This window comes from Lysinibacillus sp. DFXJR4, assembly GCF_057196045.1.
The window spans coordinates 1-21,459 of sequence record NZ_JBXUNW010000009.1; the positions used below are offsets into that span (position 1 = coordinate 1).

The 21,459-nt window shown below is 36.7% G+C and carries 23 protein-coding genes and 1 pseudogene; 13 read left to right on the plus strand and 11 right to left on the minus strand.

Translation table 11 applies throughout. The features are described from left to right. Positions 1 to 248: pseudogene (locus AC2CGN_RS16705) on the minus strand (L-glutamate gamma-semialdehyde dehydrogenase); the annotation flags it as partial. Between the two features lie 145 nt (positions 249 to 393). On the opposite strand from AC2CGN_RS16705, the gene AC2CGN_RS16710 reads away from it, so the two are divergent. Beyond that, entirely contained in the window at positions 394 to 1,701 is a 1,308-nt protein-coding gene (locus AC2CGN_RS16710; protein WP_484515041.1) for an AAA-type ATPase lid domain-containing protein, read from the plus strand. 53 nt (positions 1,702 to 1,754) lie between these two features. Here AC2CGN_RS16710 and yugI read toward each other — a convergent pair whose 3' ends face one another. The 3 genes from yugI to AC2CGN_RS16725 all read right to left on the minus strand — a co-directional run bounded on the left by yugI (position 1,755) and on the right by AC2CGN_RS16725 (position 4,412). Further along, a complete protein-coding gene (gene yugI / locus AC2CGN_RS16715) occupies positions 1,755 to 2,132 on the minus strand; it encodes a S1 domain-containing post-transcriptional regulator GSP13 (protein ID WP_286924674.1) in 378 nt (125 codons plus the stop codon). Positions 2,133 to 2,221: 89 nt separating this feature from the next. After that, positions 2,222 to 3,871, minus strand: coding sequence for a hypothetical protein (locus tag AC2CGN_RS16720; protein ID WP_484515043.1), 1,650 nt, complete (start codon positions 3,869 to 3,871; stop codon positions 2,222 to 2,224). Next, positions 3,864 to 4,412, minus strand: a complete 549-nt coding sequence (locus AC2CGN_RS16725; RefSeq protein WP_429985946.1) for an RNA polymerase sigma factor — start codon at positions 4,410 to 4,412, stop codon at positions 3,864 to 3,866. The genes AC2CGN_RS16720 and AC2CGN_RS16725 overlap by 8 nt, the downstream gene beginning before the upstream one ends. Before the next feature lie 220 nt (positions 4,413 to 4,632). Here AC2CGN_RS16725 and AC2CGN_RS16730 point away from each other — a divergent pair, with 220 nt between their 5' ends. Then, the gene (locus AC2CGN_RS16730; RefSeq protein ID WP_484515045.1) at positions 4,633 to 5,970 is read left to right on the plus strand and encodes a sodium-dependent transporter; all 1,338 of its coding nucleotides are present in this window, start codon (positions 4,633 to 4,635) and stop codon (positions 5,968 to 5,970) included. 88 nt (positions 5,971 to 6,058) lie between these two features. Here AC2CGN_RS16730 and AC2CGN_RS16735 read toward each other — a convergent pair whose 3' ends face one another. Beyond that, positions 6,059 to 6,319, minus strand: a complete 261-nt coding sequence (locus AC2CGN_RS16735) for a DUF1871 family protein (RefSeq protein WP_283869297.1) — start codon at positions 6,317 to 6,319, stop codon at positions 6,059 to 6,061. Positions 6,320 to 6,391: 72 nt separating this feature from the next. Between AC2CGN_RS16735 and AC2CGN_RS16740 the strand changes: the two genes are divergently transcribed. Both AC2CGN_RS16740 and AC2CGN_RS16745 read left to right on the plus strand, forming a co-directional pair. Then, entirely contained in the window at positions 6,392 to 7,564 is a 1,173-nt protein-coding gene (locus AC2CGN_RS16740; RefSeq protein ID WP_429982829.1) for a MalY/PatB family protein, read from the plus strand. Between the two features lie 124 nt (positions 7,565 to 7,688). After that, entirely contained in the window at positions 7,689 to 9,113 is a 1,425-nt protein-coding gene (locus tag AC2CGN_RS16745) for a hypothetical protein (RefSeq protein WP_484515048.1), read from the plus strand. Between the two features lie 51 nt (positions 9,114 to 9,164). Here the strand turns inward: AC2CGN_RS16745 and AC2CGN_RS16750 are convergent, their stop codons facing one another. Next, the gene (locus AC2CGN_RS16750; RefSeq protein ID WP_286924680.1) at positions 9,165 to 9,377 is read right to left on the minus strand and encodes a hypothetical protein; all 213 of its coding nucleotides are present in this window, start codon (positions 9,375 to 9,377) and stop codon (positions 9,165 to 9,167) included. A 21-nt stretch (positions 9,378 to 9,398) separates the two neighbouring features. Beyond that, positions 9,399 to 9,986: a peptidylprolyl isomerase gene (locus AC2CGN_RS16755; RefSeq protein ID WP_283869300.1), complete on the minus strand. Its 588-nt coding sequence runs from the start codon at positions 9,984 to 9,986 to the stop codon at positions 9,399 to 9,401. Positions 9,987 to 10,264: 278 nt separating this feature from the next. Between AC2CGN_RS16755 and AC2CGN_RS16760 the strand changes: the two genes are divergently transcribed. Next, the gene (locus AC2CGN_RS16760; protein WP_484515050.1) at positions 10,265 to 12,115 is read left to right on the plus strand and encodes a transglycosylase domain-containing protein; all 1,851 of its coding nucleotides are present in this window, start codon (positions 10,265 to 10,267) and stop codon (positions 12,113 to 12,115) included. Positions 12,116 to 12,218: 103 nt separating this feature from the next. Here the strand turns inward: AC2CGN_RS16760 and AC2CGN_RS16765 are convergent, their stop codons facing one another. Further along, positions 12,219 to 12,782: a DUF5366 family protein gene (locus AC2CGN_RS16765; protein ID WP_286924682.1), complete on the minus strand. Its 564-nt coding sequence runs from the start codon at positions 12,780 to 12,782 to the stop codon at positions 12,219 to 12,221. Between the two features lie 155 nt (positions 12,783 to 12,937). Between AC2CGN_RS16765 and AC2CGN_RS16770 the strand changes: the two genes are divergently transcribed. Genes AC2CGN_RS16770 through mnhG form a run of 7 tightly spaced genes read left to right on the plus strand, consistent with a single transcriptional unit; the run spans position 12,938 to position 18,696 of the window. Continuing rightward, positions 12,938 to 15,352, plus strand: a complete 2,415-nt coding sequence (locus AC2CGN_RS16770; RefSeq protein ID WP_484515052.1) for a Na+/H+ antiporter subunit A — start codon at positions 12,938 to 12,940, stop codon at positions 15,350 to 15,352. Beyond that, entirely contained in the window at positions 15,339 to 15,761 is a 423-nt protein-coding gene (locus AC2CGN_RS16775) for a Na(+)/H(+) antiporter subunit B (RefSeq protein ID WP_429985951.1), read from the plus strand. The genes AC2CGN_RS16770 and AC2CGN_RS16775 overlap by 14 nt, the downstream gene beginning before the upstream one ends. Next, positions 15,761 to 16,102, plus strand: coding sequence for a Na(+)/H(+) antiporter subunit C (locus AC2CGN_RS16780; protein ID WP_286924685.1), 342 nt, complete (start codon positions 15,761 to 15,763; stop codon positions 16,100 to 16,102). The genes AC2CGN_RS16775 and AC2CGN_RS16780 overlap by 1 nt, the downstream gene beginning before the upstream one ends. After that, positions 16,095 to 17,582: a Na+/H+ antiporter subunit D gene (locus tag AC2CGN_RS16785; RefSeq protein ID WP_484515055.1), complete on the plus strand. Its 1,488-nt coding sequence runs from the start codon at positions 16,095 to 16,097 to the stop codon at positions 17,580 to 17,582. Before AC2CGN_RS16780 ends, AC2CGN_RS16785 begins: the two co-directional genes overlap by 8 nt. A gap of 4 nt (positions 17,583 to 17,586) precedes the next feature. Then, positions 17,587 to 18,066, plus strand: coding sequence for a Na+/H+ antiporter subunit E (locus AC2CGN_RS16790; protein ID WP_286924687.1), 480 nt, complete (start codon positions 17,587 to 17,589; stop codon positions 18,064 to 18,066). Next, positions 18,063 to 18,344, plus strand: a complete 282-nt coding sequence (locus AC2CGN_RS16795; RefSeq protein WP_286924688.1) for a Na(+)/H(+) antiporter subunit F1 — start codon at positions 18,063 to 18,065, stop codon at positions 18,342 to 18,344. Before AC2CGN_RS16790 ends, AC2CGN_RS16795 begins: the two co-directional genes overlap by 4 nt. Then, on the plus strand, positions 18,328 to 18,696 hold the full coding sequence (mnhG, locus tag AC2CGN_RS16800; protein WP_286924689.1) for a monovalent cation/H(+) antiporter subunit G: 369 nt from the start codon (positions 18,328 to 18,330) through the stop codon (positions 18,694 to 18,696). The genes AC2CGN_RS16795 and mnhG overlap by 17 nt, the downstream gene beginning before the upstream one ends. 43 nt (positions 18,697 to 18,739) lie before the next feature. On the opposite strand, the gene AC2CGN_RS16805 is transcribed toward mnhG, so the two are convergent. The 3 genes from AC2CGN_RS16805 to sat all read right to left on the minus strand — a co-directional run bounded on the left by AC2CGN_RS16805 (position 18,740) and on the right by sat (position 21,055). Next, on the minus strand, positions 18,740 to 19,210 hold the full coding sequence (locus tag AC2CGN_RS16805) for a GNAT family N-acetyltransferase (RefSeq protein ID WP_429985953.1): 471 nt from the start codon (positions 19,208 to 19,210) through the stop codon (positions 18,740 to 18,742). Positions 19,211 to 19,325: 115 nt separating this feature from the next. Then, complete coding sequence (gene cysC / locus AC2CGN_RS16810) at positions 19,326 to 19,919, minus strand: adenylyl-sulfate kinase (protein WP_369593598.1); 594 nt, start codon at positions 19,917 to 19,919, stop codon at positions 19,326 to 19,328. Next, positions 19,916 to 21,055 carry a sulfate adenylyltransferase gene (gene sat / locus AC2CGN_RS16815; protein WP_484515059.1) on the minus strand — a complete coding sequence of 380 codons (1,140 nt, stop codon included), beginning with the start codon at positions 21,053 to 21,055 and terminating at the stop codon, positions 19,916 to 19,918. The genes cysC and sat overlap by 4 nt, the downstream gene beginning before the upstream one ends. Before the next feature lie 96 nt (positions 21,056 to 21,151). Between sat and AC2CGN_RS16820 the strand changes: the two genes are divergently transcribed. Further along, the coding region (locus AC2CGN_RS16820; RefSeq protein WP_484515061.1) for a hypothetical protein at positions 21,152 to 21,459 on the plus strand (308 nt) is incomplete at its 3' end.

A 21,459-nucleotide genomic window follows, 5' to 3' on the forward strand; every position in this document is an offset into this window, starting at 1 on the left:
TCATCTGCTGCTTGCATCGCTTTTTCAGCTAAGTCTTTGCTTGCTTTTGATACGCGACCAATCACTTCTGTTTTCTTAGCAGGGTTATACGAAACGATTTTATCTTCTGTAGTAATACGTTCGCCACCAATAATAAGTGGATAGTCTTGACCTAAATAACTTTCAACTTTATTTAAAGCCTCTACATAAGCGTTGTAGTTAGCCTCTTGTGAAAAATCTGTGAACGGTTCGTGTTTGTATGGAATCATACTTTATCCTCCCTCATGAGATGTATATTGGTGTGCAAAAAACATTGACGCAAAATATTTTTGCGTATAAAATATTCTTACACTTATTATAATGCAAAATTTCGTTGCATATTTCAAGTAAAAAATTTTTTGAGGTGCACATTTTATGAAAAATTCTGAACCCTTATTACCTTTTTATGAGTTTATTGCAACAAATGTATCCGTTGGTATTCACGCTGTTGACCTTTCGGGTAAAACCATTATTTATAATACAAAGATGAAAGAAATTGAAGGATTTCATTTTGATGAATTAGCAGATCGCTCCATTATTGAAATGTTTTCCTTTCGCCAGCATGAAAGTACGTTAATGCGTGTATTGCAAACAGGTAAAAAAGAAATTAATGTGAAACAAACCTATTGGAATAAAAATGGCCATGAAATAACAACGATTAATGATACTTTTCCTCTTTATGATGGAAATAAACTAATTGGAGCAATAGAATTTGCTCGTGATATTACATCACTCGAAAAGCTTGTTTATCAGCCCCTTCGACGATATGGTGAGCCTTTAACATTTGATATGATTACATCTGATTCTGAATCTATGCAACAAGTTATTGCAAATGCCAAAAAAGCAGCAGCTGTGAAATTACCTGTTTTACTAATCGGTGAATCTGGGACAGGAAAAGATCTAGTGGCAGAAGGTATTCACCACGCAGCTTCGACTGATCCCGAAGCCTTTGTTACACTAGTAAGCCGCCGTTCCGCGCAATCTGTTTTAGATAAATTGCAAGAGCTCTTACAGGATGATAAGGCATATACATTTTTCTTTGAACGCATCGATTTCCTAAGCCTAGACATCCAGGAGCAATTATTAGCAGTACTGCAATCCCTTCCTCAATCTAAATACATGCTAATTGGAAGTGTAGGGAGTGATCCGATTGCATTAATTGCAGAGGGGAAGCTGTCTAAATCACTATATTATTTCTTTGCAACAATGGCGATTACTATTCCAAACCTAACCGATCGAAAAGAAGATATTTTGCCTTTTGTCGATGATTACTTTAGCCGCCATCGAGAACGATTTGCATCTAACGTCACAGATCTTGCACCTGACGTACAGGAATTATTCTTACAATATGATTGGCCAGGAAATTTAAAAGAACTTGAACTATTGTTAGATGAGATAGTGTCCTTTATGACAACTGAATCTACAGTTACCTCGGATTTACTGCCATTACATTTTCGCTTTAAAGTTCAGCAACAAGATGCCACCGATCGTGAGCCTGAGTTCTTTATGTTTCATCAGCAAAATAACGTCATGCCTCTCGATGCTTATTTACGCGAAGCCGAATCATATTATGTGCAGAATGTCTTGAATTTATATGAGGGCAATATCACAAAAGCCGCAAATGCACTTGGTATGAGTCGTCAAAATCTGCAATATAGAATCCGCAAATTAAAAAAACAATAGCATCATGGATATAAAAAACGAGGATACCTCCCACTAAAGGCATCCTCGTTTTCTTATTGACCTGATTGTTCAATCCAGTCCTGTAATTTATCTTTTAGGGAATTAAAACCATTTGCATCAGACTCATCTACACGATCCTGCAATGATTTACGTGGAGGTGCATCTTTTTTACGTAATGTTGCTGGGCGTTCTTGTAAAGCTCGAATCGATAAACTAATTTTTTCGGCCTCTTCATCGATTTCAAGTATCTTCACTTCCACCTCTTGCCCAACGCTTAAAAATTCACTAACGTCCTTAACAAAGCCGTACGTAATTTCGGAAATATGCACAAGGCCTTGTGTATCTTCATCAAGCGCAACAAATGCACCATACGGCTGTATACCTGTAACTTTTCCGTTCAACACGTCTCCTAATCCATATTTTTTTACCATAACTCTTTGCCCACTTTCTTTTTGTTTGCTACGTATATATCACCTTGAATTATAACATACGTGCAAAAGCGGGGCAAAAAATCATCTCCTCAATCAATGATTCCGGATATACGATAATAGCCATCCTTATTTTTTGACAATTTAACAAGGAACTGCCTACCATATTTATTTTGCTGCTCGCTTTCGATGCGAATAGCTACCATTGGATAACTTCCTTCATACTCACCTAACTGACTGACAACATCCAAACTTTTCACATTATCTAATAGGCTAGAATCAAGCCTTGCATCAGGGAGGGCTAAAGCCATTTTTAAAGATTTATCGTCAATTGATTTTGCATACAAATAGAGAGACACTATATTTAAGGGACGTAGTTGATTAATAAACGTTTCAGAATCACTTTTCTTATATTGCTCATAGACTGCCTCAATCTGCATCATTTCTTGGTCATTTATATCCACAATAATAAAATCACTATCATTAATCAATCCTGTAGTTTCTTCTCTTTTTTGCAAAATGATTGTCCAAATATCATAAGAAGATAACTTCGTTAATGTTGTGGAATTATTGCTTTTCTCAAGCTCTTTTATAACTGTCTCAGCCGTTTTTTTCATAAGCTCTCCATACTTACCATCTGCTACATCTCGTAAAAAATTCAAATGATCCACATGCAGCTTCCCATTGTAAGCAGGATATTTGGGACTTCCTTTTAATAATACCAACCATGTATTTTCAAAAGTTTCTCTTAACACCTTATAAGCAGTTGAATCAGGATTTTTATCTGCTAATAAGGTACGCTCTATTATTTTTAAGGATCTAGCTGTTTCTTCTCGTGTATACCTTAAATCATCTGCTAATAATAAATAACCCTTTTCTAAATACTCAAAATAGCCAAAGATATCAGGATGCAAATTATTTATATCCGTTGACCGATATTCACCATTAATGGGATCAGCTTTAAAATAGAATGAACCATTCTCATCCCTTCTCAACTCCATAAATTGGGCATTTGCTGCATCAATGATTACCTTTAACTCAGGGTATTTATTAATATTAATATCCGGTGATTTCTTTAAGAGAGGTTGAAACGGTTCTAGAAGACCACTGTAAAACTCCTCAAGTTCAATGACACTCTGTTCATATGATAAATATACAGTAAAAGATTCATCATAGCTTAAATCTCTCCCATTTATAGCTTCTAGAGCTCTTCTTGGGGTCGTCAATTCATTCAAAACATTTTCCTCAGCATCCTTTAAATACTGCTCATCACTTTCCTGTAATCGTAAATTGTTTTTTGTGTAAAACTCTAACATACTATCTGCATTTTTAATAAATTGAAATGCATTTAGTTCATGAATAGAAACGGATAGCTCTCTTCGTATTTGCTCTTTTTTACTATTGTATTTTTTAGTAAGTCGTTCAACCCAATCCTTCTCTTCTGTCTTTTTTTCGTCTTCCTTTAAAGCCTTTTCCTCACTGCTCAGACTTACTGGTTGCTGAATCACATAGGATGAAACAAGAACACTAACTAAAAGCACACTCGCAACGCTAACCATCCAAACAGCCGACTTCTGCCATTTTGAGGGAGGTTTTTGTACTAAAGAATTTTCCTGTTCTTGTTGTACTTCGTTCTCTTTCTCAATTTGTGTGAAAACAGCCTCTGGATCTAATTGCGGTTCCAAACGATCATAGGATTTTTTTAGAAGCTCCATCCGTTTTTCAAACTGTTTATCATCCATTTTCAACACTCCCCTCTTGCATTAACACGACTTTTAATTTTTCCTTTGCTCGCAGTAGCCGAATCTTAACTGTCGATAATGAGATGCTGAGAATCTCCGCTATTTCCTCATACTTCAGCTCATGAAAATAAAATAATACAAGTGGATAACGGTATTTTTCATCGAGTGCTTTAATGGCATTATGTAATACTCTATCCTCCTCAAAATTTAGTACATGCATTTCTGCTGACGAGGAAGGGAGCTGCGGTTCAACACTTAATCTTTCTTCCTTTGCTTGTTCTCGTTGCTCTTTGCGATAATAATCACGCGTGGCATTCAGTGTAATTTTATAGAGCCAAGTCGTAAAACGATCCTGTTTAAATTGATGTAAAAAACGATATAGCTTCACAAATACTTCCTGTGAAACATCTGCTAAATCATTACTATGTACGCCACATTGATAGGCAAATTTTTCAACTGTTTGTTGATGTATTCGAATAAGGTCTATATAGGCTTCTTTGTCCCCTTGCTGTGCCTTTGCTATTAATTCAGCTTCCGTCAAAATTATCCCCCCTTTGTTTATGGAACGAATACACTCTCCTAATTGTTACAAAATTTATTTGTGATTATTTTCAGAAAAAACACACCAAAACCATATTTGGCATCATTCTACAACTTAACTGAATCTCATAAAGAAATCTATTATCAATTTTCTGATATCTGCTTGTGTTATGAAAATATTGCGGTAAAATAAAGCTTTAGTATAAGGAGGATTTATTTTCGTGTCATCGAGAGATCAATTTACAACTAAAATTGGATTTATTTTAGCTGCTGCAGGAAGTGCTATAGGATTAGGAGCTATTTGGAAGTTTCCATATATGGCGGGCACAAATGGCGGCAGTGTTTTTATTTTATTATTTATTTTATGTACATTCTTTATTGGCCTACCAGTGCTAATTGCTGAATTTATGATTGGCCGCCGTGGACAAAAGGATGCTGTAACATCGTTTAAAGAACAAGCACCCGGAAAACCATGGTATTTAATTGGCTGGGGAGGCATGATTATTGCTGGACTTATCCTGTCATTTTACAGTGTTGTTGGTGGTTGGATTTTAAGCTATTTAGCTCGTGCATTTACATTACAGTTAACTAACTCTAGCACCCATATAAATTATGCAGATTTATTTGGTAGCATTATATCCAGCCCATTTGAAGCAGTGCTTGTTCAAGGACTATTCATGCTATTAACCGTAGTCATTGTATCAGCAGGGATCAAAGGTGGTATTGAAAAAGCGAGCACTTGGATGATGCCACTATTGTTCATCTTTTTCATTGTATTAGTGGTTCGCTCCCTAACATTGGACGGTGCGATGGAAGGCGTTAAGTTTATGTTTGTGCCTGACTGGTCATACTTCAATGCGGAAACATTTTTAATGGCACTTGGACAAGCATTCTTTTCATTAAGCGTTGGTATTGCGGTAATGATTACGTATGCTTCCTACTTATCCAAAACAGAAAAAATAGGGAACTCTGCGATTAATGTTGCATCCATGAATATCATCATTTCTTTACTTGCAGGTTTGGTTATATTCCCAGCAGTGTTTGCCCTAGGCTATACACCAGATCAGGGTCCTGGTCTTGTATTTATTATTTTACCTGCTGTTTTTGAGCAATTACCACTTGGTGGATTATTTTTAACCATTTTCTTTATTCTTTTACTTTTTGCAACGGTAACATCTTCGATTTCTATGTTAGAAATTGTTGTGGCTATTGCCATCGGTGATAAACCTGAAAAGCGTAAAAAAATTGCTTGGATTGGTGGCATCATTATTTTCATTTTTGGTATACCAAGCGCCCTGTCATTTGGTATTCTATCAGATGTAAAAATATTAGACCGCTCTATCTTTGACTTTGTTGACTTTTTAACAAATAGTATTGGGATGCCAATCGGAGCCTTACTAATTTCCATTTTCGCAGGCTATTACTATACAAAGGACATTTCACGAAAAGAGCTTGCTTCCTCTAATATGATGTTTACAATTTGGTATATTTTAATTCGTTATGTTTCGCCATTAGCCATTGTAATTATTTTTATTCAAGGAATTTTACCACTATTTTAATAAGCTCGTATTCCAATGAATTCAAAAAAAACGAGGTCGTCACAACTTGATGGACAACCTCGTTTTCTATCATCAAGCAAAGTCTTTGTTAAATAATACACTTTGCTTCAAATTTAATGGCAATTAGTTTGTATGATATGGCTACACAATCCTCAAATGGAATCCATTCTTCAAACGAATGCTCATATGTTTCTTGTATAACCTTTGCAAGAATAGATGGATCATCAATACCTTGCAATGCTGCTACAACATCTGCTGTTTCAGTATCATAATGATCTGAACCTAAGTGGAATGGATCCCACTCCTCAAGCAGATGTACAGCTGCTTGATTCATTTTAATATTTTCCAAAATACTCACCTATTATCCTTTTATCATACTCGTATGATACCATAGTAAATAAAAAAGAAAAGAGTGATTTGCTTGTCTATTTTCGATCAAACTAATAAACGTCGTTGTACAAACTCTGTAAAATGGGACGCAATGGATAAAGTATATGGGCTAACAGATGCTTCGGACATACTCCCAATGTGGGTAGCTGATATGGACTTTACCGCACCAGTAGCTGTAACAAAAGCTCTACGTGAGCATGCTGAAAAAACGGTTTTCGGCTATAGTTTTGTTGGTGAGGAAGCCTTGCAGTCGATTATAGACTGGCAAAATACTCGTCATAATTGGCAAATTGAAAAAGATTCCATTCTGTTTTGTAATGGTGTAGTTGCTGCTTTAGCCAATTGCATTACAGCCTTGACAAACCCTGGCGATAAAGTACTTATTTCCTCACCAGTCTATCCGCCATTTTATAACATTCCCAAAAGCAATGCTCGTGAAGTCATTAGCTGTCCTTTGGTTGAGCAAGATGGTACATTTGCCTTTGACTTTGAAGCCTTTGAACAGGCATTATCTCAAAACATCAAAGCTTACATATTGTGCAATCCACATAATCCAGGGGGCTATGTATGGGATGAAGGAACGTTAAAGGAAATTGTGCGCCTTTGTGCAAAATACGATGTTTTGATTATTTCAGATGAAATTCACTCAGATTTAATGATTGATGGTGCAACTCATACGCCTCTTGCAAAAATTGCTGGTGCTGAAATTGATCGAATTATTACTTGTATGGCTCCAACAAAGACATTTAATTTAGCTGGAATACAAGTAGCCTATTTGATTGTGACGGATAAGCGAAAACGTATAAAGTTAGAAGCTATTAATATGGCGAGTGGGCAAGGCTCATTAAATACCTTTGCTCCTGTTGCACTGCAGGCAGCTTATACAGAGGGCTCTTCATGGCTAGATGAGTTACTTACTTACATCTCCAAAAACATGGACTATGTCATCAAAGAATTGGAGCAACTGCCAGGCATTCGAATCACAAAACCACAGGGCACTTATTTGCTTTGGATAGATTATCGAGATCTGGCTCTTGATGAAAAAGAAATGATGAAACGTTTACTTGATACTGGTAAGCTAGCATTAGAGCCAGGAACTAAATATGGTGAAGAAGGACGCGGTTTCCTACGTATGAATGTAGCTTGCTCCTTTGAAACAATCAAAGATGGTGTTCAGCGCTTTAAGCTAGCACTACAATCATAATGAGCTAATAGTGAAGGATATCTCAATTCAGGGATATCCTTTTTATGTTTAGAATTATAATATGGTGGAATGGTTTGTTAGATACTTCTTCTTTAATGCTATCAAATTGGTTTGAGGTGATTTGATGGAGTTAGTGCCATTAGCAATAGAACGAGCATACATGACTTTTTTATTTCCATTTGCCTATCAAATGAAAAATCGTCCCCAGCTCAGCAATGTCCTTAAAAATGAGGGATACTCCTTTTTTTCATTAAACAATACTTCTTTAGAAAATGCATTTTATGGTCATTCCATTTCAGTTACACATGAAGAGCTCGCTCAATTTTTCTATCCCTTTCTTGAGGATAAACTATTTCCAAAAAAATTGAATAGTCAAGATTTTCTTCGATTTTCAAAGGCTTACCATACAAAGGGTTTTTTACAGCACAAGGATAGCCATTTCGATTATGAAATCATCAGTTTAGATGTTACATTATGCCCTTTTGGAAACGGAATTGTTACAGTTCGGGTAAGTATGACAGAGCACATACAGGATATTAGTGATGTTATTCATTTTATTCATTATTTTAGAGTACTTGAAGCAAAGCTAAGAGAGGAAAAGGGAGCTAGTCATCATTTTTCTTTTGGTGATTTTTCCTCCACCAGTGAATTATTATTTAAGCATTTTATGCCCTTCTTACAGCCCTTTTTATTACATCATCAAGAAAATACGTATGAAGGATTACCTTTTTTTGAGGATGAGCGCATGTTTTCCTCAGGGTATTTACTTTGTAGGGAGGGACAAGCCATTTTAGACGAGCATTTATTTAGACTGGGACAAGTAGATGGAAGAACGCCCGAAGGCACCCCTTTTATCTCTAGTACTAACCCTGAGTACATTGCTGATTATGTAAAGGACCATACCCATCAACGTTGGGCTCCACAAAGCTATATTGTAACCTCTGCACAGGCACAGATAACAATTAGCAATATGTCTTTGGAAAAAAGCAAACATAACTTGGAAGAATTCATGGGTACTCATTACTATAACTTGTTTATTCATTATTTCTATAAAATGATGCTCCTAAAAGTTTCATACGAATATAGTGAAATCAACTGGGGCAAAGATAAATTAGTGGTGAACGAGCTTATTGAATTAATTACAAAGTTTTCTGCGCGCTATTATTTTGAAGAGGTAGTCGTTCGGACCGAAGGCAGAGAAATTTCACAAATGTTGAGGAAATATTTTCGTATTAATGAGCATTATACGGAAACAAAAGCAACGCTCGATAGCTTATACCGTACACAAGAGGATCAATCGGACAATAGAAGTAATAAATTACTATTTATCCTCACAGTTTTTACAGTTATATCAGGTATTTATGGCATGAATTTAGTGATTGAGGAGTGGAGAGACTCGAATGGTTTAGGGAGTATTTGGAGTTATACCATATTTGAATGGGTAGCATTTGTTACAGCACTTAGTGGTATTGGTCTTTCCTTAATACTTGTTTGTATAACTACTATCAAGTCCATTAGAAATCAAATGCGACGCTATCTAAGAAAATAAAAGCTTTGCCTCGTAGCCCTAAGTGGTTACGAGGCATCTAGCTTTCTTACTTTAAATATTTTGTTGATTGTTTGTTTCGCTCTTCTCAGCAAGAATACGTGCTTCAATTTCCTTGGATTTTAGTTCTTGCTTTTTTGAAATTTTACGGAAAATCGTAAATACAGCAATACACAATATTAGCATTACTAAAAATTCAAAAGCAGCAGGAACATAGCCTGATTTATCTTCAGGGAAATATAAAAATTGATACATTACGTTATTCATCTTTACACGTCCTTACAATTATTATTCTAAAACTGTAATTGACTCAATCTTCACATCTTCAAGAGGTTTGTCACGGAAGTCTTTTTCAACTTCTGCAATTTTATCAACAATATCCATTCCTTCAACTACATGACCAAATACTGTATGCTTATGATCTAACCAAGGTGTACCACCATTTTTTGCATAAGCCTCAATAATTTCCTCTGGGAAGCCTGCCCCCTGTAATTGACGAAGCATATCACTTGGAAGGTGCTTCATTTGAACGATAAAGAATTGTGAGCCATTCGTGTTTGGGCCTGCATTTGCCATAGAAAGAGCACCACGAAGATTAAATACTTGATCTGAGAACTCATCCTCAAAAGAGTTACCCCAAATAGATTCGCCACCCATACCAGTACCTGTTGGATCGCCACCTTGAATCATAAAATCTTGAATAACACGGTGAAAAATAATGCCGTTATAATAACCTGATTTTGCATGGCCTAAGAAGTTTTCAACTGTTTTTGGTGCATGCTCGGGGAATAGCTTAATTTTAACTGCACCTAACGTGGTTTTCATTTCTACAAGTACTTCGCCTGCTTGTACTTCTGATGTTAATTGTGGAAACATTGGAGTCTCTCCTTTAAATGTAATTTCAGTTTCGCTGAATATGATAGTAGCCTACCATATCTGACCTCATTTTAGTCTAACACACTTCCTACAGGTTTTCTCCACCAAAGTATTGACGATTTTTGCACTTTTATCACCATTTATAAGCTGAATCTAGTAAGAGAAATTGATAAAGCCTTCAGATTTTGTTAAGTGCAAATAGGTCCGAACGCGTATTTGGAAATCATCCAAATTATGTTATTCTGTTGAGGGATTCATAATTTAGAGTGGAGGCACACATGAACAAGGCTTTTGGTTTTTTTATCATACTTCTATCCTTACCTGTTCTTTGGTGGGTTAGCACTAATATTAGAACAGAAATTAATATGGCAAAGGCACACGAAGAGCAAATTGCCAGCGCTATTCATTTACCGGAAGTACAGACACAGCTTCCCGTAACACTTATCGATCGAAACGGAGAAATTTTTAGTGAGGAGTATGTCGAATGGAGACAGCCACTAACCTTACAGGAAATCCCACAAATTGCCCAGGAAATTTTTATAGCAAGTGAGGATGCTCATTTTTATGATCATATTGGTTTTGATTTCAGTGCTATCATTCGAGCTGTTGTAGCAAATTCAAATACAAACTCAGCGTCTCAAGGTGGAAGTACTATCACCCAACAACTTGTTCGAATGCGCTATTTATCGGATGAAAAAACTTATGAACGTAAATTAACAGAGCTTTTTTATGCACATGAACTTGAGAAAGAATTCGATAAGGATACGATTTTAACAATGTATTTAAATGAATCCTATTTTAGTAATCAGGTTTATGGAATTGGCGGAGCAGCTACCTATTATTTTCAAAAGCCGCTCAAGGAACTTTCTATTGCTGAGATGGCATTTATTTCAGCCATACCAAATAATCCGTCACTATATAACCCTTTAAAGAATTTTGGTAACACAAAAGCGCGACAGGAGCGACTATTAGATACACTGGCAGCGAGCGGTGCTATAACATTAGAAGATGCTGCTACATTTAAGGCTGAACCCATTACATTGAATGTAAAAAATAAAATTCAACAGTATCCTACATACAGCACATATGTCTTGCAAGAGCTTAGATGGTTAGTGGCAGAAAAAGAAGGGTATGCGGAGCGACTTGTCAATGCACAGAATGAAGAAGAAAAGAAAAAAATCAAAGCTCAGCTAGACAATCGACTCAATACATTATTCCAAAATGGGCTAACAATCTATACAGCCCTTAATCCATCCAAGCAGTCACATGATGAAAAAAAAATGACGACCATTTTAGGATCTGGCAAGCTACAGGCAGCAGGAGCAGTCATAGATAATAGTACTCGTGAAATTATTAGCCTTTATGCAGGGAAAAATTACGAAAAATTTGATTTTCACCGTGCCTTTCAAGGTACACGGCAGCCAGGCTCAGCCTTTAAACCATTAGCTGTCTATGCGCCGTTCTTTGAAACAACCGCACATACGCCTGATTCCATCGTTAATGGCGGGAGCTACTGTGTTGGATCATTTTGTCCACAAAACTACGGGGGCTATAAGTATGGTGATGTGCCAATTCGGGTAGCATTTCGTCATAGCTATAATACATCTGCCCTACGACTTTTTCAGACAGTTGGCATTGAAACAGCATTTAGTTACCTGGATCGTTTTCATTTTCGCTCTATCATAGCAAAAGATCATAACTATGCTGCAGCATTAGGGGGATTAACTTATGGCGTTACAGCACTTGAGCTAGCAGATGCCTATACTAGCTTTATAGATGGTTCCTATGTACTGACTCACAGTATACGTAAGGTAACAGCCGCTGATGGAACTGAGCTTTATAGCTGGAATACGGAGCGCGATCAAATTTGGTCTCCAAAAACAGTAAAGTATATGCGTGCGTTGCTGGCAGATGTTGTCGCAAACGGCACAGGACAAGGTGTCTATAGTACAAGTAGCTATATTGGAGCAAAAACTGGGACAACAAATGACTATCGTGACTACTGGCTAGCTGGATTAACGCAGGAACATACAGCAGCTGTGTGGCTTGGCTTCGATAAGCCACAATCTATGGAAAATTTAGAGGCCTATAAAATTCACCATCAGCTGTTTAATGTATTGATGGAATAATCAATTTGCCTGTAGAGGTGGGCGTCTTTTTCCAAATGAGATAAAAAACAAAGAGCAGTCCAAAATAATTCACTAATTGGACTGCTCTTTGTCATTATGTAATTTAACTAGCAAATGGTAAACTTGCCAAAATACCATTATATAATTTTAAAATCACATAAACTAAAAGCGATAATAGTATGGTCCACATAAAAAGCTCAAAAACTAGTAATCCAATCGTTCCACTCATCGGCATAAAATGGCTCATCTTATAAATAAGGTAGATAAAATAGATAAAAATAGTTAGCACAAAAATACCTACCAATACATAGATGAATTGAATAGCAAAGGCTGAACAAATTGCACCGACAAATAAAATAATATAGCCGCCCCGAGCCTGACTAACTGTCGCACCGTCCTGATCTTTAGAGAAAAATAACATTCCTAACTCATGAATAGTTTCTCCCACTAATTTTAAAGCTGAAAATACCATAAAGAAAATCACTGCGAAGACAATTAATAAAAATACACGAAGCTCAAAATCTGATAAAAACTCTCGCATACCTGAATATACGCCAATGGATTGGAAAATTTGCAAAGATTCCCCCACCGCATACATGCCAAATGTTAAACTAAACAATAAAATTGTAATTAATGGTAGATAACCATAAATATAAGGGTTTCTCATAAAAAAATTTTTTCCTCTATTTTTATTGATAACTTCCTATTTATAATATAGCCAATATTCTTCCATTATCGCAAGCTAAAACCTATATGTACATATGCATTCCGACAAAAAGTGCGTTATAATGGACACACTTACCTACATAAAGGAGGATTTTTTTGTTACAAGTACTTTATATTTTCATACCAATGCTTGCTGCGATATTAGTGCCGTTTTTATATAAAAGCATTAAAAATATCCACACAGGCTGGTTTGTTCTTGCAATTCCTGCTACACTCGCGATTATATACATCACTTATATCGCAAAAGTGGCAGACGGTGAAGTATTTCATGCAGAGCTTCCTTGGATTCCATCACTTAATATTTCCGTCGTTTCTTATTTAGATGGACTTAGCTTGCTATTTTCATTACTAATTACCGGAATCGGCTCATTGGTCGTACTTTACTCAATCTTTTACTTAGATAAACATAAAGAAAAATTACATAATTTTTATGTTTACTTATTATTATTTATGTCCGCTATGCTAGGTGTAGTACAATCTGATCATTTAATTACTTTGTACTTCTTCTGGGAATTAACGTCTATTTCATCATTTTTATTGATTGGCTACTGGTTTACTCGTGATGCATCTCGACTTGGTGCACTTAAGTCAATGATGATTACTGTCGGTGGCGGCTTAATGATGTTGGGAGGATTCATTCTTCTTTACCTAATGGGCGGTACTTATTCAATTCGTGAATTAATTGTTCTTGCACCAGATTTAGTGCACCACCCTTTATTCACTTGGTCACTTGTTTTATTACTTTTAGGAGCATTTACGAAATCCGCACAATTCCCATTCTATATTTGGCTACCAGATGCAATGGAAGCGCCAACACCGGTTAGTGCCTACCTCCACTCCGCTACAATGGTCAAAGCAGGTATTTATTTAGTTGCACGCTTTACACCGATTTTTGCTGTTTCTGAACTTTGGGTGTGGCTTGTTACAGGCATAGGTATCTTAACTTTATTCTGGGGTTCTTTCTTTGCAATCAAGCAAACTGATTTAAAAGGAATTCTTGCTTTCTCAACAGTAAGTCAGCTTGGGCTTATTATGTCATTGCTCGGTGCAAGTGCGGTAGCTTATCACACAAATGGTGCAATAGATAGCATCAAATTTGCAGCCTTTGCAGCTATCTTCCACCTTATAAACCATGCAACCTTTAAAGGTAGCTTATTCATGATAGCAGGTATTATTGATCATGAAACAGGTACACGTGATATTCGTAAACTAGGTGGTTTAATGAGTATTATGCCAATTAGCTTTACAGTTACAGCAATTGGTAGTTTATCAATGGCAGGTCTACCTCCATTTAACGGTTTTTTAAGTAAGGAAATGTTTTTAACTGCAATGCTAGTACTTCAAAATTTTGAATTTTTTGGCTTTGATACATGGGGGGTATTTTTCCCTATTATTGCTTGGATTGCTAGTATATTTACATTTATCTATAGTTTTTATTTTGTCTTTCAAACATTTACTGGCAAATATACACCAGAAAAGTTGCCTCAGAAACCACATGAGGCTCCCATCGGTATGTTAATTTCGCCAATGATTTTAGCAACATTAGTCATCGCAATATTCTTTATTCCGAATTTTGTTGGTGATACTTTTGTAAAGCCAGCTGTCCAAGCTATCCAGCCGTTCCTGTATGACTCACCTCAGGATATTGACATTCATGTAGCTGCTTGGCATGGTAGTTTAACACCCGAATTACTTATGACAATTGGTATCGTCATTGTAGGTTTTTTAATGTTTGTAGCATTACCGAAATGGCAAGGTATGTACACACGATTCCCACAGGCATTCACGTTAAACAATGCCTACGATAAGTTGATGCTTGGTCTTGATGTTGGCTTGAATCGCGTATCACGACTTTATATGACAGGCTCTATGCGTCACTATTTACTTTATATGTTTAGCAGTATTGCAGCCATTGTCATAGGCTCTTTATTTGTAAAAAATGCCTTTACCTTCTCTTTCCAAAATACGGCACCAATTCGTTCGTATGAGATTATTTTAGTGGTGGTTTTGGTCATCGGTACAGCCATTACAATTTTAGCAAAATCACGTCTAACAGCCATTATAGGACTTGGATCCGTTGGTTATACAGTCGCATTATTCTTTGTTATTTTTAATGCTCCTGATTTAGCATTAACACAGCTTGTTATTGAAACGATTTCTGTTGCATTATTTTTATTAGCATTTTACCATCTCCCGAAGCTTGGAAAACGTGAAGAACGAATGAGATTCCAATTAAACCGCGCGATAGTTTCCATAGCAGTTGGAGTAATGGTCACGCTTGTAGCACTATCTGCCCAATCACAAAAATTGATTCCAACTATTTCGAAGTATTATGAGGAAACCGTTTATTCAAAAGCTGGCGGTGGTAACATTGTTAATGTAATTTTAGTAGATTATCGTGGCTTTGATACATTATTTGAAATTACTGTACTAGGTATTGCTGGCATGGCCATTTTAGCAATGATCAAGTTACGTATGAATAGAAAGGAGAAAACTCATGAGAACAAATGATATCATTATACAATTTACAGCAAAAATTGTATTCTTCATTATTTTCTTCTTTTCCATTCATATTTTTCTAGCTGGGCATTATACACCTGGAGGAGGATTTGTCGGTGGACTTCTAACATCAAGTGCCATCGTACTCCTAGTCCTTGCCTTTGATTTAAATACAGTTCGCCATGTTTTACCTATTAATTATACGTATCTAACAGCAATTGGCTTGTTATTAGCCCTTGCAACTGCTGCTTTCCCAATGTTTGTTGGCAAGCCATTTTTCACACATTTTTTTGATTATTTCAATTTACCGCTTCTTGGCAAACAGTCACTTCACACGGCTATGCTTTTTGATAGCGGTGTCTATTTGGTTGTTGTTGGCGTTACGATGACCATTATTCAAACAATTGGGGAGGATGAATAATGGAAATAATTATGGCGTTTGTCATTGGCTTTCTGTTTATGGCAGCGGTTTATTTAATCTTATCCAAAAGCTTATTGCGTATCATCATAGGCACTGGTCTTTTAAGCCACGGTGCGCATCTGCTTATTTTAACAATGGGCGGACTTGGAGGAGAAGCACCTCCTGTATTAAAGGAAGGAGCGAAAACATTTGCAGACCCATTACCTCAAGCACTCATTTTAACAGCGATTGTTATTAGCTTTGGGGTAACAGCATTTTTCCTTGTACTTGCCTATCGTTCCTATCAGGAGCTTGAAACAGATGATATTAGCTTAATGAAAGGAAGTGATGAGGATGAATAACTTCCTTCTACTGCCCATTATCATTCCTTTCTTCTTCGGCATGATTTTAATGTTCGGGCAAAAAAACCTAAAATATCAACGAACATTTTCATTACTTGGTATAGGCATTGCACTTATATCAGCCATTTCACTGCTTATAAAAGTTAAAAATGATGGCATACAAAAGGTAACATTCGGCAACTGGCCAGTACCATTTGGCATTACGATGGTGTCTGATATGGTATCAGTATTACTTGTTACAACTACACTACTAATTGCATTTTTTGTAGTTTGGTATGGCTTTGGCTCCATCACACAGGAGCGAGAACGGTTCTTCTATTACCCAGGAATCATGTTTATATTAACCGGGGTGAATGGAGCATTTACTACAGGTGATATTTTCAACCTTTTCGTATTCTTTGAGGTATTGTTAATGGCTTCGTACCTACTTATCGTTTTAGGAGGAGAAAAGGGACAACTTAAAGGGTCAATTAAATATATTTTAATCAATGTGATTTCTTCAGCATTATTTGTCATAACAGTTGCCTTCCTCTACTCTGTAGTTGGAACCTTAAATATGGCAGATATCGCGGTAAAAATAGCTGAAGTCAATCAACCTGGGATTGTTACTGTTATAGCTGTCCTGTTTTTAATGGTATTTGGTTTAAAAGCGGCAATTTTCCCACTCTACTTCTGGCTTCCAACCTCTTATGCGTCAGCGCCAATACCAGTGCTAACACTATTTGGGGCATTATTAACAAAGGTCGGTATTTATGCCATTACGCGGACATATACGCTGTTCTTTGTACATGATTTATCCTATACACATGACTTACTAATGGCTCTTGCTATTGCAACTATAATAGCTGGCTGTATTGGAGCACTTGCCTACTTTGATATGAAGCTTATTATCATTTACAACATTGTTATCGCAGTAGGCGTTATTTTATTTGGTGTCTCTCAAATGAACGAAGTTTCCTTAAAAGGAGCCATGTTTTATTTAGTGCATGATATGCTGATTAAGGCAGCCCTCTTTATGCTAATCGGTATTATCATCTATATTACGGGTACATCTGATTTACGAAAAATGGGTGGCCTTATGAAAAAATATCCTGCTCTCGGCTGGTTTTATTTAATTGCGGCATTTGGCTTAGCAGGAATTCCGCCACTTAGTGGATTTGTCGGAAAGCTTCTTATTGCTCAAGGTGGCTTTGAGGCTGGCAGTATGTGGAGTAGTATTTTTATATTAGCTTCATCACTTCTCGTATTATTATCTGTGATTCGTATTTTCCTTTATGCCTTCTGGGGTGAAGAAAAAGCAACCACAGGTAAGGTCGATAAAAAAGTCTACCAAACACTATTTGTGCCTACTGTTCTTTTAGTGCTAATTACTGTAGCCTATGGTGTGGGAGCTGAGTGGATTACACCATTTATGGATGATGCTGCAAAACTATTACATGATCCATCTATCTATATAGATGCTGTTATGAAGGAGGATTAAAGCTATGGCATTTCAAATTATTTTAAATTTTGTACTTGCCTTCGTCTGGATGTTCCTTTCTTCAAATTACACAGTAACGGGCTTTATTGTTGGTTTCCTTCTTGGTATTCTACTGCTTATTATGATGCGGAGATTTTTTACAACACGTCTCTATGTCTACCGTATTTGGGCAATTATTAAACTGACTTTACTGTTTTTAAAGGAATTAGTATTGGCAAATATACAAGTTCTTCAAGTAGTATTAAAGCCTAAATTGGATATGCAACCAGCATTCTTTGCTTACCCTACTGTTCTAAAGCAAGAATGGGAAATTACCCTATTATCAAGTCTTATTACCTTAACACCAGGTACAGTAGTTGTTCATGTATCTGATGATGCGAAAACATTATATGTACATGCAATCGATATTAGTGATGTCGATGAAGCAATTGCAGCAATTCGAGATTCTTTTGAGAAAGCGATATTGGAGGTGAGTAAATCATGACAACGTTTATTATAGCTGCGATTGTAGTGATTTGCTTATCAATGGTAGCCGTTATTTATCGAATGGTTAAAGGTCCTTCTGCATCCGACCGGGTTGTCGCTTTGGATTCATTAGGTGTGTCCCTTATTTCGTTAATTGGGTTATTCTCCATATTAGTGGAGACAAGCTTCTTCCTTGAGATTATATTATTGTTAGCGATTTTATCGTTTATCGGTACAGTAGCTTTCTCTAAATTTATAGAGAAAGGAGATATCATTAAACGTGACAATTCTCGCTAATAGTTTAGTTATCTTTTTTATTTCTGTCGGGGTGCTATTTATTGTCGTGACAGCTATTGGTCTTATTCGCTTACCTGATTTGTACACTCGGGCTCACGCTGCCTCAAAGAGTGCAACATTAGGTGTCATGTGTATACTGATTGGCGTATTCTTTCATTTTTGGCTGATCGAGGACCACTTTAATCCCCGTATTTTGCTCGGCATTTTGTTTCTATTTATCACTGGACCTGTAGGAGGTCATATTATGACTCGCTCCTCGTACATCGCTGGTGTAAAGCCCTGGAAAGGCACTGTCCGCGATGAGCTTGGACCAGAAATTGAACGCATGAAAAAGGAACAAGGCATAAAATAAAAAGACAGGCCAATGAAATCATCTAGACTTCATTGGCCATTTTTTAATTATTTGATAGCATAAAAAACTCTCTCTCCAAGCCGACACCTTCCCAAAATTCGAGTGCTAGTTCATTTTCTAAATCTACATAAACATTAACGACAGAAGTATCATGCTTTTCATTAAACCAATTTACCAATTCATCTACAAGACGTTTAGCAATTTTCTGTCGTCTATAAGCTGGTAAGACATAGATCTCATCAATTTGCCCATAGATCGTATCATACATTAATTCCTTTTTTATGGAAGCCAATCCGAAGCCTATAATTTGATGGTTTTCATTAGTTGCAATATAAATAGCCCCATATTGGGATTGCAAATATTGTTCTAATTGATTTAGAATAGCCTCTCTATCACTCTTCTCTAACTCACAATCTGCCGTTTCTTTCGCATTTTCATTCCATAGCTCCAATATTTCATTTCCTATTTTTTGATTCATACTATCTTTTGTTAGTAACTGAATATGTATGCTCATTCCAAACAACTCCTATACCATTTGATCAATCTATCATCTCACAACAAATGGTATTACTCTAATAAAAACCCATAAAAGAATCTGCCTCCTCTTTGTAAGCAGATTCTTTTAAAAATTAGATATATCCGTTTGAAGTTAAAATTTCTGTAAGTTGGTCAACACATTCCTCAATGGAATAATGCTCTGTATCTAAAATAATCTCGGGATTTTCCGGTTCTTCATAGGGCGCACTAATCCCTGTAAAATTTGGAATTTCAGCATTGCGCGCTTTTTTATAAAGTCCCTTTGGATCACGCTGTTCACATGTTTCAACAGAGCACCTTACATAAACTTCTATAAATTCTCCTTCTTCTACGAGCGCTCGTACAACTTGACGATCCTCTCGATATGGAGATATAAAAGCTGTTAAAACAATTTGACCATTTTCCACAAATAGCTTTGAAACTTCTCCAATGCGCCGAATATTTTCCCTACGTCCTGCTTCATCAAATCCTAAATCCTTATTCAAGCCATGACGAACATTATCACCATCTAGGACAAAGGCTTGATTGCCACGATCAAAAAGGCGACGTGCGAAAGCATTTGCGACAGAAGATTTTCCTGAGGCAGATAAGCCCGTAAACCATAAAATGAAGCTTTGATGCTTGTTTTGTGTACGACGTTCCTCTTTCGTAATGGAAGCCTCATGCCAAACAATATTGGAACTCATTTTAAAACCTCCTTACGCATTCCTTTAATCAGAACATCCACCACCTCTTTACGACTAAACGTGCTTGGTGGAACTTCGCCATTACGTAGCATTTCACGAACTTTTGTACCTGATAAGATCACATGTGCTGTATTATTATGTGGACAGGTTTTAGTTGTTGCCATCCCCTCACATTTACTGCAATAGAAGCTATGCTCAAACTTTAGTGGGACAATGCCTAATTCATCTTCCGTAAATTGTTCAAATATTTTTTGGGCATCATATGTGCCATAATAATCACCAACACCTGCGTGATCACGCCCAACGATAAAGTGTGTACAGCCATAATTTTTCCTTACAAGTGCATGGAAAATGGCTTCTTTTGGTCCTGCATAGCGCATGGCAGCAGGAAATACGCCTAATTGCACACGATTTTCTGGATAATAATTTTGCAGTAAAATCTCGTAACTTTCCATACGGATTGCAGCCGACACATCGTCTGATTTTGTTTCCCCAACAAGCGGGTTCAGAAATAGTCCATCAATCGTTTCTAACGCAGCCTTTTGAATATATTCATGCGCTCGGTGCACAGGGTTTCGAGTTTGGAAACCGACAATAGTTTTCCATCCTTTATCTGCAAACAACTGACGTGTCTCAATCGGATCAAAGGAATACGCAGGAAACTTTTGTTCAATACGTTTAGTTAATGTAATTTTACCACCCACATAAATACTTGGGCGTTCATGCAGCTTTTTCACACCTGGATGCTCTAAATCCTCTGTGCCATATACTAATAAAGCTTCTTTTCGCTTTTTTGGCTCATAAATATCAGCCACCTCAATCACACCATAAACTTCATTAGCATAAACCAGCTTTGCCTCATCACCAAGCTGTAAAGTTTTTGCGACTTCCTTTGTTACAGGCAATGTAATTGGAATACTCCATACCACACCAGATGCTAGCCGTGTATGTTCCACAACAGATTCATAATCTTCCCTAGTTAAAAATCCCTCAATCGGACTGTAACCGCCTATTGCAATTAGCTCTAAATCACTAAGAGATATGACATCAAGCTCTATTGTTTTAGTTATCCTTGTCACATCTTTCTCCGGATGAAAAGCTTGCACTAATTGTCCACCATGTGATTGTAAACTCATAAAAAATTCCTCCTAATTTTATAAAAATACTAAGTTTTATAGTTTAATTTAGGTAGTGGTTCAAAAAAGTTATTGTTAATCGGGTCCTAATCTTTTTTGGATCAACTTCCTGTTATTATTGATCAGGTACTGCCCTGTTTTGATCGGCTTCTCGTTATTATTGATCAGGTACTGCCCTGTTTTGATCGGCTTCTCGCTATAATTGATAAGGTACCAACTTGTTTTGATCGGCTTCTTGTTAATATTGATCAGGTACCGCCATATTTTGATCAGCTTCCACCATTTTTTGATCAGGTACCACCATATTTTGATCAGCTTCCCGTTAATATTGATCAGGTACCGCCTTGTTTTGATCGGCTTTCACCATTATCTGATCAGGTACCGCCATATTTTGATCAGCTTCC